The following is a 26,477-nucleotide window of genomic DNA, read 5'->3' on the forward strand; positions in this document are numbered from 1 at the left end:
TACAATGATGCCCCGCTATATCACCTCAGCGGCAGAGGGCTTAAGCCACCTGAACCGCGGTGGGAGAAGATTCGGTGGATGCCTGCTCCTCAGAGAGCTGAACCGACACACCATCGGCATCAAAACGAGCACCCAGACCCATCTGAATAAAACGAATCGTGCTCAAAATCTGGCGCTCGCGAGTCTCCTCATCCGGTGCGTCCTCGGTGCGGCCTGCGCTAGAGGAGAGGGAGCCGTGAATGAGCATAGCCAGCTCGCGAATATCGGCGCGCGGAATATAGCGCTGCTCAATAGCCTCGGAGAGAATGCCCGCCAGTACCATCTGCAGCTCACGCACATGCTTGCCCAGCTTGGCGTAGCTCTCGGGGGAGAGCATGGAACGCATTGCCGGGCCAGGAGGCAGGTGGCGGCGGGAAAGGTCTTCAATCTGCAGGCGAATATAGATTGCCAACTGGTCGATCGGGTTGGTGACACCCTCCAGGGAGGAGTTGAGCTCCTTCAAAAAGCGTTCGGTCTCATCCAGGGCGTAGGCGACCAGCAGCTCGCCCATATCGGCGAAGTAGTTATAGACTGCGGTGCGGCCGATGCCGGCATTTTTTGCCACATCGGTCATGGTCAGTCCCGGCAGGCCCTGCGCGTAGAGCAGGGCGCCGAAAGAGTCGAGAATTGCGCGCTTGGTGTTTTCACGCTGCGCGGCATTGGAAGAAGCACTAATACGGGGCATATTGACACTTTACATGAAAATGTCAATAAATGACTACTCTGTGTGCCCTAAGTAGCCCAAAAATTTAAGTATTTTCCCACGTCACTGCCCTAAAACACTGTACATGTCATATATCCACACCCGCGGGAAGCCGCAGGCAGAGCTGCTGAGCCCTGCCGGTGCGCTACACTAAATAATGCTCGGGTGGCAGACGGGCGATTCAAGAACATGAACAAACACATCAAGGGTGAACTATGTCCTCTGTATCTACTGAATCTCAAACCACCGCGGGTACCCCGTGGGGCAAGCGTCGCAGCTACTTCGATCTGCTACTGGCAGCATCCTGCGTGATTCTGATTATCTCCAATATTGCCGCAACCAAGGGCGTCGCCTTTGGCCCGCTGCCCTTTAGCATTCCTTTCATCATGCCCGATGGCGTGATCATTACCGACGGCGGTTTCTTCCTCTACCCCCTGGCCTATGTGCTCGGTGATGTGCTCTCGGAAGTCTACGGCTTCAAGCGCGCACGCCGCGCAATTATTGCCTCCTTCGTGGCAACCGCCTTCGCCGTGCTCTGCTTTGTGATTACCCTGAACCTGCCCGCCGCGGACTTCTACACCAATCAGGAGGCATTCGCTACGGTTCTGGGCCCGGTCTGGCAGATCTTTGCCGGCTCCCTGCTGGGTTATCTGACCGGTCAGACCCTGAACGCCTGGGTCATGGTCGCCATGAAGAAGGCAACCGGCGGCAAGCACCTGTGGAGCCGTATGATTGGTTCCACCCTGGCCGGTGAGCTGGTGGACACCCTGATCTTCTGCACTATTGCTGCTCCCGTGCTGGGCATTAGCGATATTCAAACCTTTATGAGCTATGTACTGCTGGGCTATGTATACAAGTGCCTGGTGGAAATTCTGCTCATGCCCATTAGCTACCCGGTCATTGCTTGGTTCAAGAAGCACGAAGCTGAATACGTGGGCTAAAAATTAAGGGAGTGTGGCTATCTTAGGTATATATTGCACACCGCATAAAACTTGATAAGAGCGCCGGAGTGCTGGATAGTTAAGAGCATTGCTTGATGACTATGGGCATTCGGCGCTTTATCGTACCCGATAGGACGCAAGCGCCCCATAGGGTGTCCAAGCGTCAAGAACACACAATGCACAGAGTGAAAGTAACCTGATGAGTACATCGCAGACAGCTGAGCATAGCGAGCTCAAACGCTCCCTAAGCCACGGCCAGATGACCATGATCGCCATGGGTCTGGCGCTGGGCACCGGTCTTTTCCTGGGGTCGGGCGCAGCTATCGGCATTGCAGGCCCCGGCGTGATTATCTCCTACGCCATTGGCTCCCTGATCGCCGCAATTATTGTTGCCTGCGCGGGCGAAATGGCAATCCGTCACCCCGTGCCCGGCGGTTTCGGTACTATTTCTACCCGCTACCTGAACCCCTACGCGGGCTATTTGGGTCGCTGGGCATATTGGGCTGCTACCGTGCCCCTGGCGGGCGCCGAGCTGATTGCCGTGGGCGAGTACATGGGCTATTGGTACCCCCATGTTGACCTGTGGGTCTGGGCGGTTATTTTCGGCGTCATGATTGTCATGCTCAATATTATTAGCGTGCGTTCCTTTGGATCGACCGAAACCATTCTTTCCGCTATTAAGGTCGGCGCCGTGCTGCTCTTTATTGTTATCGGCGGTATTTTCGTGATCTTCGGTCTGCCCGGCCAAGGCGCTCACGGCGTGGAGTATTTGACCAACGACGGCGGTTTCCTGCCCAATGGTGTCTCCTCCATTTGGGTGTCCATGGCTGTGGTGATGTTCTCCTTTGGCGGTATTGAGATGATTTCCCTCTCCGCTGCCGAGGCGAAGGACCCGGATCGTTCGGTTTCCACCAGCGTTAAGGGTATGATTGTGCGCCTTTCCAGCTTCTATGTGCTCTCCATGCTGGTCATCCTGTGCCTGGTGCCTTGGCGTCAGGCTGCGGAGTCCGGCAAGGCTCTGACCGCCTCCCCCTTTGTGACGGTCTTTAGCCAGGTGGGTATCCCCGGTGCTGCCGGCATTATTAACTTCGTGGTCTTTATTGCTGCGCTTTCGGGCGCTAATGCTGCGCTATATGCGGCAACCCGCCTGCTGCACGCCCTGGCTCAGGACGGTATGGCGCCTCGTGCCCTGGCAAAGACCAGCAAGACCGGTGTGCCCGTGGGTGCCCTGACCGTCTCCAGTGTGGGCGTTGTGGTGGCTATTGTGCTGGCATTGGGCGGCCTGAAGAATATCTTCGCGCTCTTTATGGGCCTGGTGACCCTGTCCATTCTGATTGTGTGGGTCATGATTCTGCTGACCTATCTGAGCTTTAAGAAGATGCACCCGGTTGCCGATGGTTTCCAGGTGCTCGGTGGCCGCGTGACCGCTTGCATTGCTCTGGCGGGCGTGTTGGCAACCTTTGCCGCAATGTTCGTGGTGGACGATACCACCCTGAACTCCGTGCTATTCGGTTTGGGCTTCTTCGCGCTGATTACTGTCGCCTATTTCGTGGTGGCTAAGCGCAATGGCGGTTTTAAGGCTGCCGATCTGGAGGCACTGGCACAGCAGGAAGAAGACACCAAGGCTTAGTCTTCTCATAGCTTGTGACTGCTTGGCGTAACGGCGGCACGCACTTGGTGCCGCCGTTTCGCTTATGAGAGTCCACGCGCACGTACTATTCACTCGTAGACCACTATTTATTCACGAAAGAAACTCATGTCCTCTACGGATACTCCTTCGGGAGAAACTAACCAGAACGAACTTAAACGCTCCCTCAGCCACGGCCAGATGACCATGATTGCCCTCGGTCTTGCTCTGGGTACGGGTCTTTTCCTCGGCTCGGGCGCAGCTATTGGCATTGCGGGACCTGCGGTACTTATAAGCTACGCCTTTGGCTCGCTGGTGGCGGCAATTATTGCAGCCTGCGCGGGTGAAATGGCGATCCGTTACCCTGTGCCCGGCGGTTTCGGCACTATCGCCACCCGCTACCTGAGCCCCTACGCCGGCTACCTAAGCCGCTGGGCATATTGGATTACCACGGTGCCCCTGACCGGTGCTGAAATTATCGCCACCAGCCACTATATGGGCTACTGGTACCCGCAGGTGGATCTGTGGGTGTGGGCGCTCATGTTCGGCACGATGATTGTCATGCTCAATATTATTAGCGTGCGTTCCTTTGGCTCCACTGAAACCGTGCTTTCGGCTATTAAGGTGGGTGCGGTGCTCTGCTTTATTGTGGTGGGTGCTATTTTCGTGATCTTTGGTATGCCCGGTCAGCAGCCCCACGGTCTGGAGTACCTGACCAGCGATAACGGTTTTATGCCCAATGGCATTTCTTCTCTCTGGCTTTCTCTTGCGGTGGTTATGTTCTCCTTTGGCGGCGTGGAGTTGATTTCCATTTCCGCTGCTGAGGCGAAGGATCCGGCGCGTTCGGTTTCTTCCAGTGTGAAGGCAATGATTTGGCGTCTGAGCTCTTTCTATGTGCTGTCCATGCTGATTATTCTGTGCCTGATGCCCTGGCGTAGTGCCGCGGAGGCGGGTAAGGATCTGACCGCTTCTCCCTTTGTCATGGTCTTTAGCCAGGCGGGTATTCCGGCGGCTGCGGGCATTATTAATTTCGTGGTGCTGATTGCGGCGTTTTCCGGCGGTAATGCGGCGCTGTATGCGGCGACCCGTCAGCTGCACGCTCTGGCTCAGGATTCTATGGCTCCTCGTGTGCTCGCCAAGACAAGCAAAACGGGTGTTCCGGTTGGTGCTTTGGCTGTCTCCACCCTGGGCGCCGTGATCGCCCTGCTGATGGCTTTGCTGGGCCTCGATAATATTTTCCGCCTCTTTATGGGTCTGGTGACCTTCGCTATGCTGCTGGTCTGGTCAATGATCCTCATAACCTACCTGCGCGTGAAAAAAGCTCACCCGCAGGGCATCGGCTTCCAGATCTTTGGCGGCAGGATCACCGCGTGGATTGGCCTGATCGGCATTGCAGCAACCTTTAGTGCGCTCTTTGTGGTTGATGAAACCACCTTGACATCGGTTAGCGTAGGTCTTGTATTCGTGCTGATTATTAGCCTGGCGTATCGTGTGCTGGCATCCCGCCGCGGCGGTTTTGAACCGGCAGATTTGGAGGCGCTCTCGGGCAGGAGCAGTGCCGAGCCCGGCAACTAGACATCGCGCTGTACCGTGTGCTGTACCCAGCGCTGTAGCGGGGTTTAGTGCCCGCCTTTACCGGGCTGGAGGGGCACCTACACACCTCGCTTCAGCGCCCGGGCGCATGAGCTGGCATAGATATGTTAGGGTGTACCCGTATAAGGGTGTAATCTCACCCTCTCTGAAAGGGACATAATGGCTAAAAATACTGGTGGACAGACCGAGCTCAAGCGCTCGCTCTCTCACGGCCAGATGAATATGATTGTGCTCGGCTCGGCGCTGGGCACCGGTCTTTTCCTGGGCTCGGGCGATGCCATCGCTCTGGCGGGCCCGGCGGTTATTCTGACCTACGCGATCGGTTCGGCGCTGGCGGCTGTGATTGCCGGTGCGACCGGTGAAATGGCGATTCGCTACCCGGTGCGCGGTGGCTTTGGCACGATTGCTACCCGCTACCTGGGCCCCTACGCGGGCTTTTTGACCCGCTGGGCCTATTGGACGGCGACCGTGCTGATTGCCGGTATTGAGCTGGTGGCTGTCTCCAGTTATTTGAGCTATTGGTTCCCCTCTCTGCCCCTGTGGGTTCCCATTGCTATTTTTGGTGCCGCGATTATTGTGCTGAACCTTTCCAGCGTGAAGTCTTTTGGTGTGCTGGAGTTTTTCCTCTCCTCCATTAAGGTCTTTGCGATTCTGCTCTTTATGCTGGTGGGTCTGTGCCTGATTTTCTTCGGTCTGCCCGGTCACGCCGCGGTGGGTATGAGTAATTTGAGCAATCACGGCGGCTTTATGCCCAATGGTTTTGAGGGCGTGTGGCTGGCTCTTGCTGTGGTCATGTTCTCCTTTGGCGGTATTGAAATGCTCTCCATTTCTGCCGCGGAGGCAAAGGACCCGGCGCGTTCGGTGCGTTCGAGCACCAAGGCAATGATGGTTCGCCTGGCGACCTTCTACGTGATTTCCCTCTTTATTGTCATGTCGCTGATTCCTTGGCAGCAGGCTACTACACTGGGCGGTAGCGTGGAGACCTCTCCCTTTGTGTTGGTCTTCCAGCAGCTCAATATTAGCGGTGCTGCCCATGTGGTGAACTTTGTGGTGCTGGTGGCTGCTCTGTCCAGCGCGAATGCGAACCTGTATGCAGGTACCCGCCTGATGCATTCTCTGGCAGTGGACGGTATGGCTCCTCGCGCCTTTGCTCGCGTGAATTCTCGTGGCGTTCCCGCTGCGGCTCTGTGGATCTCCACCCCGGGTATTGTGCTGGCGATTATTCTGCGCGTGGGTTACCCCAAGTCTGCATTTATGTGGATGCTGGGTCTGATTATGGTCTGCGCTCTGATTGTGTGGGTGCTGATTCTCTTCGCTTATGTTGCTTACCGTCGCGTTGAGGGCCCTTCGACCTCCTTTAATCTATGGGGCGGCCGCCTGACTGCAGGCGTGGCGATTCTGGTGTTCTTTGCGGTGTGGGTTGCTCTTTTCCGCACTCCCATTAGCCAGTTCGCGGCGATTGCCGGCGTGGCGTATTTTGTGGTGCTGACCGTGGTGTATTTCGCGGTGGTTAAGAGTACTCTGCGCGTGGATGAAGAGGCTTTTGCTGAGGCGCAGCGCGCTTTGGATGCTGAGCACTAGGATCCTTTTCTGGAGTTTTCTTCACACCCGCCGTATGCCCTGTATGGGGCGTGCGGCGGGTTTTCTCTGTTTAGTGGGGAATAGTAGAGAAAAATTATGTGGTTTTATATTGGAGTATGTGGGATTTTTGTGGGTTTACCTGTGGTTATGTGGGTTATGACTCGAGTTTAGACCGTATATTTCGTAATATTTGTGTATTTTCGCGAAATATTCGCATATTCTGAGGCGAAGGTCTACCCGTGCGCTAGAATAGAAGAGAACCGTATGATCTTGTATGCGTTCAAATGTCTGTGTGTTGGATACGTCCTGCTAGCGCTGAAGCTAGCAGGACGTATCATTTTGCCCCATGACTATCCATAAACTACATGTTTTATGTAATTTGATACTCACTCCCGGCGGGTTTGTTCTCAGAGCGGGCGCGAGTAGAGTGGTGCTATGAGTACTTTTGAGGTAAAGATCCCCGTACGCTGGGGCGATATGGACGCCTACGGGCACGTCAATAATGTGGCTATGCTGGCGCTGATGGAAGAGGCACGTATTGCTCTCTTTGGCCCGCCTCCTGCATCGGGCGAGCCGAACCACGAGAAGATCCAGGCTGTTATCCCCCTATTTGAAATGATGGGGTCCAGCGTGCAGGCTCTGATCGCTGAACATAGCGTGAAGTATAAGGCACAGCTGCCCTATACGGGTGAGCCGGTGATGGTGCGTATGGCGTTGGAGAAAATCAGTGCCGCCTCGATTACGCTCTCGTATTCCTTTGTGAGCCCCAAGGATGGTCGCGAGTGCGTGCGCGCTTCTACCGTGCTGGCTTTTTGGGACGCTCAGGCGGGTAGCCTGGTGCGTTTGACGAAGGAGCAGCGTGAGTTGCTGGCTTTGTATGCCGATTAGCCGGTAGCGCAGAAGCGCCCTAGACTCCATCATGAGCGATAAATGAGCGATAAATGAGCGATAACGGTACCGGTACCCGCTCGCTGGGCGAGCGAGCCTAGACACGTGCACCCATTGGGTGCACAATAATCCCTATAAATACACCGTGCCGGCAGGCACACTCGCAGAAAGGTTAGAGCATTATGCCCCAACGCATCGACTTCACGCCCTTTCTTACCATCGCACCCATGCGACGCGAGTACATTCCCGCCGCGCGTGTGGCGCTCAGCCTGGCAATCCCGCTCTCTGTGCTGGTGGCGCTGGGTCAGATTCAGTTGACCTTCTTCGCTATTTTTGGTGCTTTTACCGCAATCTATGGGCGCCACGAGCTGCCCGCTCTGCGTTTTAAGCATCAGCTGCAGATAGGTATTTTGCAGATTATCTGTGTTGCCCTGGGTCTGTGGATGAGCGCTATTGATATGAATTCCTGGCTGAAGGTCACCATTTGTGCCCTGGTGGGCGGCGTGGGCGGAATTATCTCAATCTACCTGGATTTGTTCCCGCCCGGCCCGCTTTTCTATATTTTTGCGATTGCCCCGGTGGCTTTCCTGCCCTATAACCACGAGCCGTGGCTGTCTTTGGGTGCTACGGGTTTCGCTGTGTTTTGTGCTCTTTTTACCGGCTGGTTGGGTACCCTGGTGGGTGAGGGTACTAATGAGGCTGCGGTTCCGCCTCGCCCCCATCACGGTTTGAGTACCTCTGAGATTCTGGCGCAGGGCGCTATTTTTGCTGTAGCTATGTTTGCTGCCGGCGCTTGGGGTGAGCTGTCGGGTGTGCAGAATAATTATTGGGCGATGACTAGCGCCGCGGCGATTATGCTGGGTATTACGGCTCGTATGACGGTGCTGCGCAGTATTCACCGCGTGTACGGCACGATTGCCGGTATTGTGGTGAGTGCATTTTTTGTTTCGATGAGTCCTAGCCCCTGGCATGTGGTGGTGTTGGTGGTTGTTTCTCAGTTTTATGCTGAGCTGTATATTAAGCGCCATTACGGTATTGGTGTCTTTTTTGTGACTCCGGTTGCTTTGCTCATGATTTATTTGGTTTTCCCTACGGATGCTTCTGTGCTGATGACTGCGCGTATTTGGGAGACGATTATTGGCGCTATTGTGGCTGTGGTGGCTGTGTATTTGGTGCCGAATCCTGAGTACCGCGGTCAGGATACGCAGGCCATTCCGGTTTTGCGTCTTACGCGTGATTTGCGTCGTGCGCGTGCTCATGCGGCGGCGGAACAGCGTGCTGCTGAGGGTAAGCCGGGTGCGCAGATCCGCGGTAGTGTTTCCATTGATACGGGTGCCAAGGAGTAGATTCTGTCGGGGCACAGATAGGTGCGGTATACGCGATGTATACCGCACCTATCTGTTATTGGTGGGTGAGCACAATCTTTTTAATGCGCTCGCTACGCTTTTTAATGGCGTCTTTAGCTTCGTTGAGCTCGTGCTGATGCTGGCGAATAAGGGGCATCTGGTAGGAGGCTTCTAAATCGCCGAGGCGCTGAGCCATGCGGGTATCCTGGCTGCACTGTGCCATGGTCACAGCAAGTTTAATTTCTGCTTCTGTCAGTTCGGGTGCTGACACAAAGTTGAACTCTTCCTGGACTCCCCATTCATGCTCTCCCTTTCGAGGGTGCAAACCTTTGGATTCGAGGCATGCCCACCACTCTGAACGGGCTTGTTTCCATTCGGGGTGGGAATTTGCCTTATTGTAGGCCTGATTGCGAATTTCCTGGGTCAGCTTCTGAGCTTTTTCTGAGGCTTTATAGTCCTCTTCTGCGTTGAGCTGATCGCGTACCTGGGGTATGCAGGTTTCATCCATAATGCGCTCAAAATCAGCCGTGGTTTCCATGCGTGAGGATGTTGGTTTATCTCGTTCGACAAGACCGGTTTTTTGCGCTTTTGCTACATTCCACAGCCCGTAAATTTTATCAAATTGAACAGTATGAGAGATGTGCTGCAGACTTGAGGCACCCGGCATTGTATATCCATGGGGTTTCATGCATTCAGCATAGAGATAGGCGTTATATGCTATATCAAAGCGTAAATCTTCCATACTTTGACCGTATGAATCCAGAGGATAAACAATTTCGCCATTCTCGTAGTCGAGAAAAGCCCGCGCCGACGTATCGCGATTAGGCTGAACAATCCGGGCACAGGACACAACGGTAAGAATTACAATCAGATAGAGTAATACCCGTCGCATAAGAGCCCTCCTCCCCGGTTGCTGGTACCGGGAACGCCTAGAGAATCTATAGGCATAAGTATAGCCTTTATTGACAACTTAAGCTCTATATGCAATGCGTTAAACGTTCCAGTGTCTGGCACTGTCGGGCGAAGGGGTAAAATAGGAGTGCCCGCAAGGTGACATGAGCGGGAGAAGACCCAATCCCAGCACGATAAAGGTGAACCGTGTCTACACCCCACCCCACCCCGGATAACGCATTCCCCCATGAAGGATTCTCCTTCGAAATCACCAGCCGCCTGGCAGAGACCGCGCAGATTAGCGAAGAGCGCATTGCAGCAAATGGCGGTCAGTTTAAGGGGCGCACCGGCATTATTCACACCCCGCACGGCGATATTGCAACCCCCGCCTTCACCCCCGTGGGTACCAAAGCAACCGTTAAAGCCGTTCTGCCCGAATCCATGAAGGAACTGGGGGCACAGGCGCTGCTTTCGAATGCATACCACCTGTACCTGCAGCCCGGCCCGGAGATTCTCGACGCAGCTGGCGGCCTGGGTGCCTTTATGAACTGGGACGGCCCGACCTTCACCGACTCCGGCGGTTTCCAGGTGATGAGCCTGGGTTCCGGCTTTAAAAAGGTGATTGATATGGGCACCGTGGCAAACGCCAAGGGCGCTGATGGCCGCCCTATTGGCGATGATGATGTTGCCAAGGGCAAGGAACGCTTGGCACATATTGACGATGACGGTGTGAACTTCAAATCCCATATTGACGGTTCCATTCACCGTTTCACCCCCGAGGTGTCCATGCAGGTGCAGCACCAGATCGGTGCGGATGTCATGTTTGCTTTTGATGAGCTAACCACCCTGTACAACTCCCGCGGCTATCAGGAAGAAGCCCTGGAACGTACCCGCCTGTGGGCTCTGCGCTGCATTGCTGAGCATGAGCGTCTGACCGTTGAGCGCTCCACTAAGCCCTACCAGGCTCTCTTTGGCGTGATTCAGGGTGCTCAGTATGAGGATCTTCGCCGTAAGGCATGCCGTGACTTGGGCTCTATGCCTTTTGACGGTTTTGGTATTGGCGGCGCTCTGGAGAAGGAAAACCTGGGTACCATTGTGCGCTGGTGTGCTGAGGAGCTGCCCGAGTCTAAGCCTCGCCACCTGCTGGGTATTTCTGAACCGGACGATATTTTTGTGGGTATTGAAAACGGTGTGGATACTTTCGACTGTGTTTCTCCCACGCGTGTGGCACGTAATGCCGCTATCTATTCGCCGACCGGTCGTTACAACGTGACCAATGCCCGCTTTAAGGCTGATTTTAGCCCGCTCTATGAGGGGTGCGATTGCTACACCTGCCAGCACTATACTCGTGCCTATGTGCGTCATCTGTTCAAGGCGGATGAGCGTTTGGCGGCAACCCTGGCGTCTATTCACAATGAGCGTTTTATTGTGAAGATGGTTGATGACGCTCGCGAAGCTATTGCCAATGGCACCTATTTTGAGTATCGTGATGAGTTCTTGGGCAACTACTATTCGGGTCAGAAGCCCTAAATATCGGGTCTTGCCCGAGTGAGGATTAAATATGAGTATTACGCGAGTAGAAGAGCATGAGCTGCTGACCTTTACCGCGGAACTGGCCTTTGACGTGGAGAGCGTTTTTGAGGCTTTTGTAGTTCCCGAGTTGCTCAGCGCCTGGTACGGCCCGGCGGGTTGGCATGCTCGCGAGCACGACACGGTGGTTGAACCCTGGGTGGGCGGTATGCAGCGTTTGACGATGGTCAATGAGCTGGATCTTTCGGCATCGTGCATTATGCAGAGCCGTTTTCTGGCGTTTGAGCCGAATGCTCAGCTGGAACTTGCAGAGCAGCTGCCTGATCCTGCCGGTCAGCCCGGGGATGTGCTCATTTATTCTCGGTTCCGTTTTGATAATGATACGGTGCTGACCTCTAGCGGTGTGGGTGCCGGTACTCGTGTGCGCGTGGAGATTGGACCTCTGCCGCAGAATGTACACGAGTCGGTGGCTCAGTCCTGGCGTTCGGCGTTTATTCGTTTGGATGCGCTTTTGAATCCCGGAGGGATGACCTCTCATAGGTTGTAGGTAGAGCGCAATTCTTTGACGTGTTCTATACAATGCCCGCGTGCACTCTATGCACGCGGGCATTGCTCTGTCTCTAGAAGGTCGCTGGGGGCAGAGGATGATGAACGGAGTAAATATGCTTGCAATGAGTTGTTTGTGCATTATATACTTGAGCTAAGCCACATATATAGTGGTTGGCGGTGGATAGTCGTTGTGAAAAGAATGGAGTAGCTCGACTGCTTTCTGCAGAACAGAAGGTTGCCAACCGATGGTAATGGGCGAATGCTCATGTTCTATACCCATGACTGCTATAGGACACACACTCGCATAAGGACAGGAATAATGTCTGTTGTATCTAAGATTGGTAGCGCAGGGCTGGCTATGATGTCCGTTCTGTTGCTTTCCGTAGCACCTGCCGGTGCTGATTTCCATGCGTATGCTCATGCTGACTATGTCGCTGAGGTAACGCGTGTACCTGGGTATGTATCGTGGATTGATGTACCCGATAATGTTGTCTCGTCTGTGCATAACTGGACTGATACGTGTTGGTCGGGGCGTGATGAGACTTCTTGGGTTACCTCTATTGAGGTAATACGTATTCACCCCAATGATCATAAGGCTAATCTTTGGGGCGCAAGTGATCGCATCGACTTTTTCTCTCGGTGCTAATCATTCACTTTAAATATTCTCGCATGGGAGGGTACTGTATGTATCCTCCCATGTGAGGTATTTAAAAATTTGTAAAGGGTTTGATATGAAGAAATTTTATATAATACTAATTATATTTATTTTTCTTTTCAGTGGGTGTGGTTCCTCTGAAAAGATTTCTGTATCTGAAGATGTCCGCTCTATATTAAATTCGTATAAATCTTCTCCTCCAGAAATTGTAATTGCCATCGATATTGAGATGGAAAAATGTATGTCGGAGAAAAATAAAAAATATGTTAAGGGTGGATATAAATTTTCCCTTGGAAGTGCTGATATTGTAAACTCTGGCTCTGTGTTTTACTCTATGGATTCAGTATCGGCTGGATATAAAGAGACAGTGCTTCCCACTGAAGAGCGCAGCGATTCGGATGTGACGGAAGAAAATTATAACCCTGCAGATGAGATTAAATATATTTCTCTCTCTGGGGTGGAAACGTCTATTAGCTCAAAATCATGTACTGCTCGTGCTGCGGAGAAGGTATTTGGCTCGGTAGAGAATTATCTTAAGTATTCAGATTTTGCCAATGATATTCTCTTTTCTGCACGTCAGTATAAAGCAATCGATGAGATTGTGTCTCTGTACTCAGATAATAAAGAGTATCCGCAGTGCATGAAGGATGCAGGCTATCCCGATGTGATTGCATTTGGTCTTGCCCCGAAGATTGCCCTTCAGAAGTTCGGGCAATATCGCACCAAGGATCAGAGGCCTCATGCTGAGGAACGCGCAATGGCTCAGGCAGATTATTCCTGTCAGGAGTCAAGTAATATTGTCCGCAAAGCAGAGGATATATTTTATGATCGAGTGGGTCAGTGGCTTAAGGATCATGAAGCCTATATTCTCCAGATTCGAGATATTGAATTATTTGCTAAGGATCGTGCTAATAAGATTATTAATCAGTCATAGGATTCGGTCCTAAAAGATATTGGTGGTTATCTAGGGGGCTAGATAATCGCCAATATCTGTGTTTAGAGGGTGCCGTCGAGGATCTTGGGTGCATTTTCTTCGGCATTCTTTTTTGCCTGGGTAATACGCTCAATAAGTGCCTGATTATCCTCCAAGAAAGACGTCATATAGGCGTTCAGCAACTCCATAACTCGATCCTCATAGTTCACCTGCTCACGGCAGGTAGCATCAGCTACCGGTATATTGGCAGGGATTTCAGCAGCGCGATACGTATAAAAGATTTCATCAGGAGCCTTGTACGGCAATTGATACTTATCTTTCATACACTGAGCCCAATCCATATAAATATGAATGAGCTCATCTGACATACCTGCTGCTTCCGCATAGGGTAAGAGGTGCTTGTCAGCGGTAAAGAGCGTATCGGCTAGATCTATATCTCCAAATATTTTGATAGACACTATATATTCGCAACTATTGTTCTGATTCTCTTCTCCGTATCCTCGGAGCGCTCGAATCTCTTCCTCAGTTATTGTTGACTGCTGTTCTTTAGCTTTTTGTGCTTGGGCAGCAGGGTTTGAATATCCATATTGTCGTGCTTCCTCTATAGTGAGTTCACCCGGTGGTAGAGTACTGCGAACTGTAGCGTTGTACGGCATGTAATATTCGCCTTGAGGGGTGAATCCTTTCTTAGCCATGCAGTCTTTTAGTCCTTTTTGCCAGGCTAATCTGAGCGCTTCGGGGTAGTCGGTGAGCTCATCAACCTTTTGCACTGCCTGGTGATCTACCACTGTAGCTGCTTTAATAGCTCGAGGTTTAGAACTAGAATCCAGAGACTGTTGTGCTGGTGAGTTGACGGAACATGCTGTGAGGCAGAGACAGCCCGCGAGTATAAGCCTAATCTTGCGAGTAACGGGGTTTCCCATTCCAACCATTCCAATCCCATCGAGCTACAAAGTCAGCCTGGTCATTTGAATCGGTGCCGTCGTAATGCACATCGTGTTGAAGATTCGTACCGCTCCATCCTGCCTTGAGATAGGATAGAGCTACTGCCTTACGTGAGTACCAGCTGCTACGCCAGTCTCCTAGGCATTCCGTAGTCTCACCATTAGCATTAGTCCATGATGAGGCGCGGTCATGAAGCGCACCATCTAAATCGGTGTAAGGTGAGAAGCTGCTGATTTGTTGTTTGGCTCCTTGAAATTCTTTATGCTCCCAGACGCAAACATGGCGGAATGCGCAGTCAATGGTTCCCTTGACGTCATGTGCGGATGCTGCGGGGAGTGAGAGGGAGAGTTCTGAGATGGTTGCCAGGCCCAGGAGGGTGGCTTTGCGTATAAGAGTCATGGCTCTTTACCTTTCGTGAGCGGTGCTGTAACGGTCATGGGTACAGCGCTCTAGGCTTTATTGCCTGGTATGGAATGTGAGTGACTTTGTGTGCTTCACAAAGCGGCCGAGTTACTCTAATCTTTTCACTGCGGTCATTCACGCGTGATATATGTGGTCTTCCTCAAGGCTAGAATCGAACTCTTTTTAAATCAACCACTTTTTAAGCGACATTCATCTCAAAATCTATCGTATAGCTGGTATTTATGTGTTATATGTGATAAGAGTCTAAGATTCTTGAGAAGGTATGCAAAACGGGGTGCCGGAATATATCCCAGCACCCCGTTTATAGAAGAACTCTACAATCCTTGCAGCTATGAGTGTTCTACCTGCCCTCACTCTCCAGCAGTGCAGCAGCCTCAATAATCATCCATGCACCCACCTGAGCAGATAGCTCCACAGGAGCCCCCGGCTTAAGCACCTCGGAAGCGGGGCGAATAGCCTCCGGAGAAAAAATGCTCACACGCTCATTACGAATCTCCGTAGGATCAATATGGGGCTCATTCATTGGCAGAGTTGGATCAAACTCACGGCGACCCTCCCACAGTAGCTGCGCACTATCACGCACCAGCAAAGAGCAGAGCTGACGAACATCCTCATCCAGAGGCTCATAGAGGGCAGCCTGCGCCAAATGACGTACCAAAATCGCATCAAAAAGACCGCGATCGCCGCGACCCTCAGAAGAAATAACACGAACCACCGTGCCATCGGCACGCTCATAGGGCGTAGAACAGGAACGGGCAATAGAGACCACCAGCTCCTGAGCGCGCTGCAGGGGATCAAAATCCAAACGATCTTTAAACGAAGAATCAAGAGAATCCAGATAGAGTAGACCCGCCAAGCCCGTACCCTGGTTATAACTATGAATAGAACGCTCAGGCTCTAAACCGCCGTTCTTTGCATGTACACCATCAATATAGAGTGAACGTTCGCTATCCCACAGGTGCTCATTAGCCCACTGCCAGAGCGCAAAAGCAGTCTCGTGGTCGGCCGCCTGGCCAAAAGCAAGAGCGCTCGGAGCGGTCGCCGGCATATTCACAAAATCACGATGCTGCTTAGCCCAGCTCACGCCACCACCGGCAAAATCCAAGCCCGACGCCACGCCACCGCGCAGCTGAGACATGAGCGCAGTACCGGCATCCTGGGCAATACGAGAACCAGAAGATTTCAACTGCACACTCAGCGAATCCATGCGCTCCACCGCCAGAGCAAGCCACGCCATATCGTCATAAAAACTCGTGGCAACCTTACCCATATTGCGGGCACGAATACCGGCAATCATCGCCTGCGCGTGCTTAAACCATACATGCGCCTGCTCAGAATCCCCCTCGCGCGCATGGCGCATACCGGCATCCACCATGGCATCCATCAAATGGGCCTGCCACCAATAATTCCAGTGCATTATACGCTGAGATAGAGGGCGAGGATCCGGCTCCTGAGTGGCACCAATGAGAGTGCCCGGAACCTTAGCCACCGGGGCAACATAGCGGTACATGACAGAATGCGCTGCGGCAGCCGCAGCAGAAGAAAAATCAGTCACAATGGATGGCTTTCTGGGCATACGCCACGCTTGAGAATAAGGGCACTCTCATTATTGCACGCCCCGGGACAGGATAAGGCTAAAAATGACACTATGACGACAGCGTGCAGCACTCGCAATGGATAGCCGCTTTTAGCGCTCACCAAGCGGAGCGAACGCCAGATTTCGCTGGGATTGTAGATGAATAGACTGCCCCGTCATGGGGTGCTCAAAATCTAAGGTATCCGCCAATAGCTGCAGGGGTAGAATCTGCTCATCGGGGGCGGCAGGAAGGATATCCGGGTAGAGCACATCCCCCAGTAGGGGAGCGCCCAGCAGATTCATATGGGCACGTAGCTGATGAGTTTTGCCGGTATGCGGGTGCAGGCGGTACAGGCCCAGCTGCGTATTGGGCGCGGGGTAAAAACTATCGGGATGAATGCGCTCGCTCCCTGGGGGCTTGGATGGTAGCTGCCGGGCGCCCGGAGTGTTCTGAAGGCTATAGCTAGCCAGTAGCTCAATACGGCTCAGGGTATTGCTCTGTTCACCGCTCTCTTGGCATTGGGTGGCGCTCAGCTGACGCACCTGCAGTTCATCGCGCACCTTGGTAATACGGCTGGCAACCTGCAGGGTGCCAGCGCGTGCTTGAGCTAGTGCGTGCGCATCGGGAAGAAGGGGAGCTACCGCCACATAGCTTTTAGAAACCCGGCGTTCCTGGAACATAGTCTGAAAAGGAGCTCGCGCTTGAATAGTCTTTGCAAAAAGTAGTACGCCCGCGGTGGGGCGATCCAGACGGTGAATAGGAATGAGCAGGGGATTGCGCTCGCGCACCCGCAGCTTGGTCAGTGCCGTTTGGGCAATATAGGATCCGCGCGGAGTGGTGGGCAAAAAATGTGGCTTATCTACGGCGAGTATATGCTCATCTTCGTAGAGAATGGGAATATCATCGGAGAGGGTGGGTTCATCCGCTAGCTCTCGGTAGTACCAGATCTTCTCGCCGGGACGGTAGGGTGTGGACTCGCTGAGGATTTCCCCCGTGTCAGAGACTACTTCACGGCGTTCAAAACGGGCTGAAATCACCTCGGGATGCCCCGGATAAAATCTAAGTGTCAAATAATTCGAAATTGTGAGAAGTGTCTCTTGGATATTGAGAGCTAAACCCAAGTTTTCGAGCGTTTCGCCCGGATTTTCGGGCAGAATGAGACTTACGGGGTCAATGCCGTCCCTCTGAGGCAGGGGAGGGCGTTTCTGATTCTTTAAAACGCGACGAGCCATACTTCCATTATCACCCCGTGAAAAAGGATCGTAGATTCTCGAATCACGGTGTTCGCATATATAAGGTAGACTTCGCGCTCTCTGGCTGTTCCTAGGGGCTCTGGATGAGTGTCTAAAACACGCTAAATTGCATCAAATAGTAGGATTAATCCTTAAACTCAAGCAACAATCAAAAAGTATTGTACACAGCCTATTTTGAGGGGGTACTACACCCCTATATCCGGCTAAAATCATTTCCAGAACGTAGAATTAAAAGTAAGAAGAGGTCATGTACAGACCAAAAGACTAAGGTGCGTATGGAACTGAACAAGCGCAATGCAGCGAATGAAACCCCGGCAACGGCGGAGCAGTCTGCTGCAAAGGAAACCGGCACCAACCTCCGTCTTGACCCGACCGTCCGCGAGGACCAGATTCTGCAAGTCGCAATTAAGCACTTCGCCAGCCGCGGTGTACTTGCCTCTTCCATGAAGGCTATTGCTGAGGATGCGGGTATCACCCGCGCCCTGCTCTACCACTACTTCCCGGGTAAGGAATCCCTTGCCGCTGCAGTAACTCGTCGAGAGGCACGCATCGTACTGGCAACGCTGAGCGAACAAGGAATCGATGACGCGGAAGCAATCCGCGAAACCGTCGAGGCATACTTCGCCCGAGTCGCAGGCGCCCCCGGCCACAACCCGGATATGCCCAACACTCCCGAAGCATTCATTTCCTGGCTGATTGAATCCAGCGGAATGACCGTCAACGAACGAACTCGAGTGGTTCTCACCGGGTGGATGTGCATGGTCGATTACTTCGCCCAGTACGTCGCCCAAGGCGAACATAATAACCGCCGCAGCATGCGAACCGACGAAGCCATTGATATTTGCATTGGCGCCGTCACCAGCATGACCAGCGGATTCTAGGCGGGACGACCCGCCAGTCGAGTACCGCACGGTGCGCCCACCGCCCGCCCTCTAAGGGTGAGACGGTAAGCAAAGCCGTGCCAAGACCGGATGTGGCTCCGGTAATGTACATGAAAATTCTGCGCTAAAAGCCCCGTACTTCTCAGCCATGAGAAGCACGGGGCTTTTGCCTTTAACGCTGCTCGTGCAGCGGGGTTAGAACTCCCGGGCTAGAACTCTTTACGCAGACGCAGGCCCTTAGGCATAGCATAGAACCCCTGAGCTTGCAGAGCGCGGCGCAGAGCAATCACAGGATGCTCCCGATTCGGCTCTACAGGTTCCGGGCTATCGAGGATAGAGAGGTCATTGACCTTCTCCACCGTGACCGTATCCATCGCCCCGGCACGCACCAGCTGAGCCACCAGAGGGGCCGAAGCTTCCAGTAGTAGCGGGTCATGGGTAAATGCCAGCAGAGTCTTAGAACCACGCTCAATATAGAGGGTTGGCTCGCCATCTAGCAGCACCACGCAGGCGCCGGCCTTACGACCCGGACGATGCTTAAAAGACCCTGCGCTAAAGGGCAGAACCGCCGGCCAATCCAGCGCCGCACCGTAGGGCTGAGCCGGATCGCACGCCGCCAGCAGTACCGCCTGGAAAGAACCAAAAACGCTCTCGCTCACAGTCATCTCAACCTGGCGCTCGGAGGCGGGATCTTCGGGTAGGGAATCCCCCACTAAGCGCAGAGCATCCACCGTAGAGGGGGAAGCGAATTGAGCGCCACCCAGCCCGGAAATGAAATAGCCTCGACGCACCAGGGCACGCTCTTCCGCAGCGGCATAAACCCTATAGAGCGCCGCAAAACCACCCGGAACCTGCTCCAGAGCGGCAGAACCGCGCGTGAGCACACCGTAGCGATCCAGCAACAGCTCAGCACGAGCCCATGCCGCCACCGTGGGCTCTAGGGGCTCAGCGCTATAGTGCTCATCCAGCACCGACCAGCGACCGGAAACATCTGCCGCCGGAGCCTGAGTAGTACCGGATAGACGGGAAGAACGCGAGGAAAAACCACCAGCACCCGAGGCAAAACGCGCCGAACGCAGGCGGGAGGCACCGCGCATGGAACGCGAACCCACCGAAGAACTCATACCGCTTGATCCCATACCCCCAAAGCTCAGGCGCGAAGAGCTCGCCGCCGCCTTGGGCACCGCATGAGCCGTGCGAGCGCCCTGCAGACGAGCGCGCAAAGGAGCAAAGGTGTCATTGGTAATTGCCCCCGCCCAGAAAAGCTCCCAGAGCGCCTCAGCCAGCTCAGAAGAGCTCGGAGCCTCTACCACCTCACCGGGGGCAGAATCAGCCCGTAAATCCTCATATACACGCTGAGCCAGCATGGGGAAGAAGGCGCCACCGGTTGAGAGCACACGATACAGGGCACGAGCCACATAATTGAGCTCATCCACCGCCTGAGCGCGCGTGGCGGCATCGGGTACCGTCAGCTGGGCGCTTTCGCTCAGGTGCAGGCACACCCAGCCGTCCCCGCCGCCACCTAAGGTCCCGGCACCGGTCAGCAGCACCGTACCGGCAGCCAGAGCCGAATCCAGCAGCTGAGGCGAATAATCCTCAAGACGAGCCGCCAGTACCAGCTGCTCCAGGGCGGATGCCGGAATGGGGGTACCCGCCAGCTGGTCCACCACCGTGAGCAGCCCATCCATGCCGCGCAGAGGCTCACCCACGGGCTCAGAAAGCTGCGCTACACGTTCAGGAGCCCTATAGGCGCCATAGGTGCGGGTGTGGGCGTGCGCCTGGCTCAGAGTCACCCTGCGGGTTATCACCTGCTGCCAGGCGGGTAGAAAGGCACCGTAAACCCTCGCGGGTACCGGCGCAATCTCACGGCGCAGAGCCGCCAAGGAACGCAAGCGAGCGCTACGCAGCACCTGAACATCCACCCACTCGACCCCGGTACCTGCACGCAGCTGCTCGGGCATAAATTCGCCGAATTGCACACGACCCTGCTGAGCCAGTTCTCGCAGAATCGGTTCCAGAGCTGCCGGGGTAATGGGCATGAGTCGACTTAGATGCTCTGCCAGCTGCGCGGAACTAAAGGGTAGGTGGGTGCGCGCATAGCGGGAGACAAGGTCCTCTAGGGGCGCGGGAACCTGCTGAATATAAACCTCGGGCAGGGAGGTGGGCAATGCAATACCCAGGCCGTCACGCAGGCGCGCGGCGTCTTCCACCGTGGCGTAGTAGAGCGGTCGTTCTTGATTATTCGTACCCTCGACAACCTGCGCAAAAGAGCTCAGGCTAAAGATACGGCGGCTCTCTTGCAACTCTTGAAGAATGCGCTGCAGCACAGCAGGCGGTACGGGCTCCAGAGCGTCCGCACCGCTCTCTTTAAAAGGGGTAGAGGGCGCTAAACGCACACGATCCAGCAGTTCATCGGCAGAGAGCGGACCTAAGGTGCGCAGAAGCTCCACCACGGGCTCTACAATCCAGCGACCCGAAGAATCGGTTTTCAGGCGCGCCGCCGAAGAGCCCAAACGCTGCAGCTGCTGCTCCATAGCCACCAGCACATCAGGCTCCAGCAGCTCACGCAGCTCGGTAGAACCCAGCAGCTCAGCCAATAGCGTGGGGTCCAGGGCAAGAGCCGCCGCGCGACGCTCGGCCGCCGGAGCATCGGTGTTATAGAGATTCTCGGCAACATACTCAAAGAGCAGAGTGCGCGCAAAAGGTGAGGGAGAATCGGTCACAATACGGTGCACGCTCACAGAACCGGCTGCAATATCCTTATGCAGAGCCAGCAGTTGAGGCAGGTCGTAGACATCCTGCAGGCACTCGCGCGCCGCCTCCAAAAGAATCGGAAAATCCGGGAATTTACGCGCAACATCCAGCAGCTGAGCCGCTCGCTGACGCTGTTGCCATAGGGGAGTGCGCTTACCGGGATCGCGGCGAGGCAGCAGCAGGGCGCGCGCTGCACTCTCGCGGAAACGCGCGGCAAAAAGTGCCGAATCGCCCACATGCTCACGCACCGTAGATTCCAGATCCGCAGGGTCAAAAAGCCAGATATCTTCATCCGGCAGGTCTTCGGCGGTGGCGGGCAGACGCATCACAATACCGTCATCGCTGGCAAGCACCGAAGCATCCAGACCAAAACGCCCCTGTACGCGCGCCGAGAGAGCCAGCGCCCAGGGTGCGTGCACCGGGTAGCCCAGGGGAGAGTGCAGAATAATACGCCAATCTCCCAGCTCATCCCTAAAACGCTCAATCACCAGGCGCTTATCGGTAGGCACAATCTGGGTGGTGGCGCGCTGCTCGGCAATATAGTCAAAAAGATTATCAATCGCCCACTCATCCAGGCTCAGGGCACTCAGCTCAGCGCGCAGAGCCTGCAGCTGGCTCTCATCGCCCAGGGCATGCACAATGCGCTGCACAAACTCACCAATGCGGTGACCGAGCTCCACGGGGCGCCCGGTGCGCTCACCGTGCCAAAAAGGCAGGCGCCCTATCTCACCCGGGGCGGGGCTGACACGCACACTATCGTGGGTAATCTCTTCAATACGCCAGGCGCTCGCGCCCAGAGCAATCACATCCCCGGTGCGCGACTCATAGACCATCTCCTCATCCAGTTCACCCACGCGCTTGGGTGTCTTAGCGTCGGTGGGGCCGGCAAGAAATACGGGAAAAAGACCGCGGTCGGCAATGGTTCCGCCATTGGTGACCGCCAGACGCTGAGCACCCGGGCGCGCCTCTAAAGCCCCGGAGCCTTCTTCTTCGTCATTGGGGCGATGCCAAATCAGGCGAGGGCGTAGCTCGGCAAATTCATCGCTGGGGTAGCGGCCGGCAAGCATTTCTAATACGGCATCAAAAAGGGCGCGCGGCAGGGAAGAGAAGGGAGCAGCGCGGGTGACGGTGGCATACCAGGCATCCACATCAATGGGTGCAAGAGCTGCGGCGGCAACCGTCTGCTGGGCGAGCACATCCAGAGGATTAGAAGGCACGCGCAGGGGCTCCAAAATGCCCGCGCGCATGCCGGTGAGCACCACGGCACTGGTGAGATTATCGCCGCGATGCTTGGGGTAGAAAGTACCCCGGGAAATATCGCCCACATTATGACCGGCTCGTCCCACGCGCTGTAGGGCGCTTGCCACCGAGGGCGGGGTCGCCACCTGAATAACCTCGTCCACGCTGCCCATATCAATACCCAGTTCCAGGGAGCTGGTCGCCACCACGCAGCGCAGCTGACCGGATTTTAGGGCTTCTTCAATCAGGGTGCGTTGATCCTTTGCCACGGAGCCGTGGTGGGCACGCGCCAGGGGAGGGATGGGGCTCTCTTGCCCAATGGCGGGTAGTTTTTCACCGCGCGCCTGCATGGCAAGCAGTTCATTGCGCTCGTGCATTTCATTTAGGGCAGCGGTGAGTTTTTCCGCCAGGCCGCGGGAGTTCACAAAGACAATCGTAGAACGATTATTCTGAATACGGTGTAGGATGCTCTCCTGCACATGCGGCCAAATGGAGGCTCTATAACCGCTGGTATCAATCTGCACTGTATCAATCTGTGCAGTCTCTTCGCGAGGGGTTAGCTGGGAGTTGGAAGCCTCGGGGCCAATGGCGCTCGTGAGCCCTTCGAGCTCTCGGGTGTTGTTCTCAATATTGTTCTGCTCTTCACCCGGGAAAATACCCAGTGCCTGCTCCAAAGATATAGAGCCGTAGGGGCTGGCGGCAGAGCCTGCAGAAACGGGGGCGGGTACATTCGGACGCGCAGAAGCCGGGCGTTTAGTCTGCGGACGCTGTCCGCGAGCGCCATGAGCCTGAAGACCGGGCGCCTTCGTACTCGGAGTGCTGGCGGCAGAGGGCGAATGCTCCCCCTGACCGTAGTCATTGGCGCCGCCAATAGCACTCAAATCAGGCACGGGTACGCTCAGCAGCAGCTGCCAGCTCTTCTCAGAAACCGGTTGCACAATAGTGACCGGCTGAGCGCCTCCCAGAAAACGCGCCACTTCGCTGACCGGGTTCACGGTTGCCGATAGACCAATACGCTGCGCCGGACGCTCAAGTAGCTGATCTAGCCTCTCTAGGGAGAGCGCCAAATGCGCCCCGCGCTTATCTCCGGCAAGGGCGTGTACCTCATCAATAATCACGGTATCCACATGCGCCAGGGCGTTGCGCGCACTACTGGTGAGCATAAGATATAGGGATTCGGGGGTGGTAATCAGAATATCCGGCGGATGCGCAATCAGGCTGCGGCGCTCGCGGGCGGGAGTGTCGCCACTGCGCACACCCACGCTAATGTCCAGGGGCTCCAGGCCGCGCTCGGTGCGGTAGCGGGCAATACCCGCCAGGGGTGCGCGCAGATTGCGCTCCACATCGGCGCCCAGAGCCTTCAGGGGAGAAATATAGAGCACGCGGGTGCGCTCGCCCTTGCTGGGTTCTTTATGCAGACTATCCAGCGCCCAGAGGAAGGATGCAAGGGTTTTACCGCTACCGGTGGGTGCAATAATGAGGGTGTTATCCCCGCGGCTAATAGATTCCCAGGCGCCTGCCTGTGCGGCGGTGGGTGAGCCGAAGGCGGCGCTAAACCAGGCGGCGGTTTCTGGTGAGAAGGGGGCGAGGGGATTGCTCATAGTTCTATTATCGCCTCTTGATTTTTCTCTGTGTTGCCGGGGCGAAAATGTTCGGTGCGGGCGTATGCTTAGAGGGTATGTCGTGTGCGGACAGTAGAAAGGATTTTAGAATGACCGTTCGTTTATCTCAGGAAGCTCTCGACACTCTTTTCTATAAGGCTCGAACCGCCTATGCCTTTGAATCGACTCCTGTCAGTGCCGAGGAGATTGAGAAAATTCACGAGCTAACCTTTTTGGCTCCCACCGGTTTTAATAATCAGCCCCTGCGCATTAGCTGGCTGGTCTCTGATGAATCACGTCAGCGCCTGATGCCCTATTTGAATGAGGGTAATCGAGAAAATTCGGCAACGGCTCCGGTGATTGCAATTTTGAGTTTTGACCGCAATTGGCAGAAGCATTTTGAGCGTTTTGCACCCCATGCTGCCCATATGGAAAAAATTTTTGAGCCTGAGAGTGTGCGTATGGGCTACGGTCGCCTTAATGCCACGGTGATGGCGGGTTTCTTTATTGCTGCGGTGCGCGCCGTGGGTCTGGATGCCGGTCCGATGACCGGCTCGGCTTGGGATGGTATTGAGGCTGAGTTTTTGGAGGGGCTGGATCAGGAGCCCTTCTTGGTGGTGAATGTGGGTCACGGTTTGCCCGCTGCGCGCGAGCGTGGTTTCCGTTTTGCTTTTGAGGAAGGGTCGCGGGTGCTCTAAAGCGTGCTCTGAAGTTCGGGTAAATGTGAGGGGCTGTGTTTCGTATTACGGGTTGTGCGTCTTGACTCTGGAAAGCCAAGAGGGTAATGTTTTACGAGTAAAGTAAAAGATTGCAAATACAAGGACAATACAATGACTCGCCTGAGCGAAGAACAGATCACCAGCCTCTTTCACGAACCCCGCACCGTCAGCGCCTTCACCGCAGAACCGGTCACCGAAGAGCAGAAGCGCCGCATCCAGGAACTAACCTACATGGGCCCCACCGCCTTCAATAGCCAGCCCCTGCGCATTACCTGGGTTGAGAGCGAAGAGGCACGCCAGCGCCTGGTCTCCCACATGATGGAAGGCAACCGCGAGAAGACCGCAGCGGCACCCCTGACCGCAATCCTCTCCTTCGATAAGCAGTGGCACAAGCTCTTCCCGACCTTCATGCCCCCCATGGCAGAGGCAGCAGCAATGTTCGAAGCCGAAGAGGCACGTATTCCCGCAGGCACCCTCAACTCCGGTCTGCAGGCAGGCTACTTTATGACCGCAATCCGCGCCCTGGGCCTGGACGCCGGCCCCATGACCGGTGCAGATTTCGCCGGTATTGAGCAGGAATTCTTCGCCGGCTCCGAGCAGCAGTCCTTTATGGTGGTCAATATTGGCCACGGTGAAGCACCCGTCTACGACCGTGCACCCCGCTTTGGCTTTGAGGATGTCACCCGCTCTATCTAAGCGATGAATAAAAGCGACTCATCTACCTCGCTACATCTCACCACAGAGATAAACGCATAGACTAAAGCCCCGGATAGCAATGCTATCCGGGGCTTTAGTTATGTCTGGGACAGGAGCTGTAGAGCCTAGGCTCCGTAATCACCCGCGTAGAGCACCGGTTGCGCACCGCGGCAGGCAACCGTACCGTACTCCACCGCATAAAGATTACCCTCTGCGAGCTCCACCAGCAGGTGGCTAATATCGTGCGCCGGGCACGTCGCCAAATCCTGGCCGATCTGCAGAACCTTCACGCTGGTGTGCGCGCCCGAAGTCAGCAGCACACCGCCCGGGTTCTTCCACTGAGCGTGCGGAGTGGACCAGCCGGTAGGATCGCCCTTAGCGGACATAAAATCGTAGAAGGTAACCTTCGCCGGACCCGAGAGACGGCAGGGATCTGCCGAAGTATTAACGATATCCAGCACAATCATGGTATTACCCTCGGGCAGATCCTGCAGGCTCGAGACGGTAATATCCACGTCATTGGCAAGGCACTTTTGCACCACGGTTGCCGGGGTGACAGTGTCATTGCTCTGACCGGTAGAATCCGTGGAAGAATCCGAACCGCTGCCGTTATTGCTCGAGGAAGAATCCTTAGAGGAACTCTCAGAAGAGGACTCGCTCGAGTGGTGCTCTTCAGCGCGGGTTTCCTTGCTGCTGGAGGAATCCGAGCCTGCCTCGGTCACACCGCTTTCGCCCTGGCGAGCATTACCGCGAGTACGTACGGTGCTACCATCGGGCAGCACCTTCTCATAGTGGCTCACCTGCTCGGTCTCAGTAGAATCCTGGGAGTCATTGGCCCCGGATGCACGCTGCTGACGCTCGCGGCGTTCACGCGCTATACGCTGACCCTCGGGAGAGTTCGGATCCACCGTAATATCGCCCGGAGCCACCGAAGAGGAGCTATAGGGGTGGGCAGAACCCGAAGCGTAGGAAACAGTGCCGGGAGCTACCGTGGAGGCAGAACCGGCACCTGCCTGGTCGGAACTATTGGTCTGAGATGCAGAGGAACAACCCGCTAGCATCAGAGCCGCTGCAACTACACCCGCAGAAACACGACGACTCAAAGAACCCAT

The 26,477-nt window shown here is 55.0% G+C and carries 20 protein-coding genes; 12 read left to right on the forward strand and 8 right to left on the reverse strand.

All coding sequences use genetic code 11. The features are described 5' to 3' along the window. Window positions 1-40: 40 nt before the first annotated feature. Window positions 41-724 (reverse strand): TetR/AcrR family transcriptional regulator, encoded by a 684-nt coding sequence (locus tag Q4P78_RS05020; protein ID WP_303339254.1) that lies wholly within the window; start codon window positions 722-724, stop codon window positions 41-43. Window positions 725-957: 233 nt separating this feature from the next. On the opposite strand from Q4P78_RS05020, the gene Q4P78_RS05025 reads away from it, so the two are divergent. The 6 genes from Q4P78_RS05025 (at window position 958) to Q4P78_RS05050 (ending at window position 8,718) form a co-directional block, all read left to right on the forward strand. After that, complete coding sequence (locus Q4P78_RS05025; RefSeq protein ID WP_303339255.1) at window positions 958-1,683, forward strand: queuosine precursor transporter; 726 nt, start codon at window positions 958-960, stop codon at window positions 1,681-1,683. Between the two features lie 199 nt (window positions 1,684-1,882). Further along, window positions 1,883-3,313: an amino acid permease gene (locus Q4P78_RS05030; protein WP_303339256.1), complete on the forward strand. Its 1,431-nt coding sequence runs from the start codon at window positions 1,883-1,885 to the stop codon at window positions 3,311-3,313. A 126-nt stretch (window positions 3,314-3,439) separates the two neighbouring features. Next, entirely contained in the window at window positions 3,440-4,885 is a 1,446-nt protein-coding gene (locus tag Q4P78_RS05035; RefSeq protein WP_303339257.1) for an amino acid permease, read from the forward strand. A 177-nt stretch (window positions 4,886-5,062) separates the two neighbouring features. Beyond that, window positions 5,063-6,484 (forward strand): amino acid permease, encoded by a 1,422-nt coding sequence (locus tag Q4P78_RS05040; protein WP_303339258.1) that lies wholly within the window; start codon window positions 5,063-5,065, stop codon window positions 6,482-6,484. Window positions 6,485-6,919: 435 nt separating this feature from the next. Then, window positions 6,920-7,372: a thioesterase family protein gene (locus tag Q4P78_RS05045; protein WP_303339259.1), complete on the forward strand. Its 453-nt coding sequence runs from the start codon at window positions 6,920-6,922 to the stop codon at window positions 7,370-7,372. 182 nt (window positions 7,373-7,554) lie between these two features. Then, the gene (locus Q4P78_RS05050) at window positions 7,555-8,718 is read left to right on the forward strand and encodes an FUSC family protein (RefSeq protein WP_303339260.1); all 1,164 of its coding nucleotides are present in this window, start codon (window positions 7,555-7,557) and stop codon (window positions 8,716-8,718) included. A gap of 55 nt (window positions 8,719-8,773) precedes the next feature. Here the strand turns inward: Q4P78_RS05050 and Q4P78_RS05055 are convergent, their stop codons facing one another. Further along, the gene (locus tag Q4P78_RS05055; RefSeq protein WP_303339261.1) at window positions 8,774-9,610 is read right to left on the reverse strand and encodes a hypothetical protein; all 837 of its coding nucleotides are present in this window, start codon (window positions 9,608-9,610) and stop codon (window positions 8,774-8,776) included. A gap of 206 nt (window positions 9,611-9,816) precedes the next feature. On the opposite strand from Q4P78_RS05055, the gene tgt reads away from it, so the two are divergent. The 3 genes from tgt to Q4P78_RS05070 all read left to right on the forward strand — a co-directional run bounded on the left by tgt (window position 9,817) and on the right by Q4P78_RS05070 (window position 13,277). Beyond that, window positions 9,817-11,139: a tRNA guanosine(34) transglycosylase Tgt gene (gene tgt / locus Q4P78_RS05060; RefSeq protein ID WP_303339262.1), complete on the forward strand. Its 1,323-nt coding sequence runs from the start codon at window positions 9,817-9,819 to the stop codon at window positions 11,137-11,139. 31 nt (window positions 11,140-11,170) lie between these two features. Further along, window positions 11,171-11,686 (forward strand): SRPBCC domain-containing protein, encoded by a 516-nt coding sequence (locus Q4P78_RS05065; protein ID WP_303339263.1) that lies wholly within the window; start codon window positions 11,171-11,173, stop codon window positions 11,684-11,686. Between the two features lie 733 nt (window positions 11,687-12,419). Then, entirely contained in the window at window positions 12,420-13,277 is an 858-nt protein-coding gene (locus tag Q4P78_RS05070; protein WP_303339264.1) for a hypothetical protein, read from the forward strand. Window positions 13,278-13,339: 62 nt separating this feature from the next. Here the strand turns inward: Q4P78_RS05070 and Q4P78_RS05075 are convergent, their stop codons facing one another. The 4 genes from Q4P78_RS05075 to Q4P78_RS05090 form a co-directional block, all read right to left on the reverse strand. Beyond that, window positions 13,340-14,065 carry a hypothetical protein gene (locus Q4P78_RS05075; RefSeq protein WP_303339265.1) on the reverse strand — a complete coding sequence of 242 codons (726 nt, stop codon included), beginning with the start codon at window positions 14,063-14,065 and terminating at the stop codon, window positions 13,340-13,342. Between the two features lie 106 nt (window positions 14,066-14,171). After that, complete coding sequence (locus Q4P78_RS05080; RefSeq protein WP_303339266.1) at window positions 14,172-14,621, reverse strand: peptidase inhibitor family I36 protein; 450 nt, start codon at window positions 14,619-14,621, stop codon at window positions 14,172-14,174. Between the two features lie 364 nt (window positions 14,622-14,985). Then, window positions 14,986-16,200, reverse strand: coding sequence for a glycoside hydrolase family 76 protein (locus Q4P78_RS05085; protein WP_303339267.1), 1,215 nt, complete (start codon window positions 16,198-16,200; stop codon window positions 14,986-14,988). A gap of 132 nt (window positions 16,201-16,332) precedes the next feature. Continuing rightward, complete coding sequence (locus Q4P78_RS05090) at window positions 16,333-17,259, reverse strand: pseudouridine synthase (RefSeq protein ID WP_303339268.1); 927 nt, start codon at window positions 17,257-17,259, stop codon at window positions 16,333-16,335. 491 nt (window positions 17,260-17,750) lie between these two features. Here Q4P78_RS05090 and Q4P78_RS05095 point away from each other — a divergent pair, with 491 nt between their 5' ends. Beyond that, complete coding sequence (locus Q4P78_RS05095) at window positions 17,751-18,356, forward strand: TetR/AcrR family transcriptional regulator (RefSeq protein WP_303339269.1); 606 nt, start codon at window positions 17,751-17,753, stop codon at window positions 18,354-18,356. A gap of 209 nt (window positions 18,357-18,565) precedes the next feature. Here Q4P78_RS05095 and Q4P78_RS05100 read toward each other — a convergent pair whose 3' ends face one another. Further along, complete coding sequence (locus tag Q4P78_RS05100) at window positions 18,566-23,950, reverse strand: DEAD/DEAH box helicase (protein WP_303339270.1); 5,385 nt, start codon at window positions 23,948-23,950, stop codon at window positions 18,566-18,568. A gap of 110 nt (window positions 23,951-24,060) precedes the next feature. Between Q4P78_RS05100 and Q4P78_RS05105 the strand changes: the two genes are divergently transcribed. Next, on the forward strand, window positions 24,061-24,648 hold the full coding sequence (locus Q4P78_RS05105; protein ID WP_303339271.1) for a malonic semialdehyde reductase: 588 nt from the start codon (window positions 24,061-24,063) through the stop codon (window positions 24,646-24,648). A gap of 132 nt (window positions 24,649-24,780) precedes the next feature. Beyond that, window positions 24,781-25,365, forward strand: a complete 585-nt coding sequence (locus Q4P78_RS05110) for a malonic semialdehyde reductase (protein WP_303339272.1) — start codon at window positions 24,781-24,783, stop codon at window positions 25,363-25,365. A 125-nt stretch (window positions 25,366-25,490) separates the two neighbouring features. On the opposite strand, the gene Q4P78_RS05115 is transcribed toward Q4P78_RS05110, so the two are convergent. Beyond that, window positions 25,491-26,477, reverse strand: a complete 987-nt coding sequence (locus Q4P78_RS05115; protein ID WP_303339273.1) for a hypothetical protein — start codon at window positions 26,475-26,477, stop codon at window positions 25,491-25,493.

Origin of the sequence: Rothia sp. (in: high G+C Gram-positive bacteria) (assembly GCF_030540545.1) — a bacterium.
GTDB lineage: Bacteria > Actinomycetota > Actinomycetes > Actinomycetales > Micrococcaceae > Rothia.

Bases quoted from the DNA above. Each gene is read 5' to 3' on its own strand.
- Q4P78_RS05110 (WP_303339272.1), top strand. From the start codon at position 24,781: ATGACTCGCCTGAGCGAAGAACAGATCACCAGCCTCTTTCACGAACCC.
- Q4P78_RS05070 (WP_303339264.1), top strand. From the start codon at position 12,420: ATGAAGAAATTTTATATAATACTAATTATATTTATTTTTCTTTTCAGT.
- Q4P78_RS05045 (WP_303339259.1), top strand. From the start codon at position 6,920: ATGAGTACTTTTGAGGTAAAGATCCCCGTACGCTGGGGCGATATGGAC.
- Q4P78_RS05025 (WP_303339255.1), top strand. From the start codon at position 958: ATGTCCTCTGTATCTACTGAATCTCAAACCACCGCGGGTACCCCGTGG.
- Q4P78_RS05030 (WP_303339256.1), top strand. From the start codon at position 1,883: ATGAGTACATCGCAGACAGCTGAGCATAGCGAGCTCAAACGCTCCCTA.
- Q4P78_RS05100 (WP_303339270.1), bottom strand. From the start codon at position 23,950: ATGAGCAATCCCCTCGCCCCCTTCTCACCAGAAACCGCCGCCTGGTTT.
- Q4P78_RS05080 (WP_303339266.1), bottom strand. From the start codon at position 14,621: ATGACTCTTATACGCAAAGCCACCCTCCTGGGCCTGGCAACCATCTCA.
- Q4P78_RS05020 (WP_303339254.1), bottom strand. From the start codon at position 724: ATGCCCCGTATTAGTGCTTCTTCCAATGCCGCGCAGCGTGAAAACACC.
- Q4P78_RS05055 (WP_303339261.1), bottom strand. From the start codon at position 9,610: ATGCGACGGGTATTACTCTATCTGATTGTAATTCTTACCGTTGTGTCC.
- Q4P78_RS05095 (WP_303339269.1), top strand. From the start codon at position 17,751: ATGGAACTGAACAAGCGCAATGCAGCGAATGAAACCCCGGCAACGGCG.
- Q4P78_RS05115 (WP_303339273.1), bottom strand. From the start codon at position 26,477: ATGGGTTCTTTGAGTCGTCGTGTTTCTGCGGGTGTAGTTGCAGCGGCT.
- Q4P78_RS05040 (WP_303339258.1), top strand. From the start codon at position 5,063: ATGGCTAAAAATACTGGTGGACAGACCGAGCTCAAGCGCTCGCTCTCT.
- Q4P78_RS05035 (WP_303339257.1), top strand. From the start codon at position 3,440: ATGTCCTCTACGGATACTCCTTCGGGAGAAACTAACCAGAACGAACTT.
- Q4P78_RS05050 (WP_303339260.1), top strand. From the start codon at position 7,555: ATGCCCCAACGCATCGACTTCACGCCCTTTCTTACCATCGCACCCATG.
- Q4P78_RS05065 (WP_303339263.1), top strand. From the start codon at position 11,171: ATGAGTATTACGCGAGTAGAAGAGCATGAGCTGCTGACCTTTACCGCG.
- Q4P78_RS05105 (WP_303339271.1), top strand. From the start codon at position 24,061: ATGACCGTTCGTTTATCTCAGGAAGCTCTCGACACTCTTTTCTATAAG.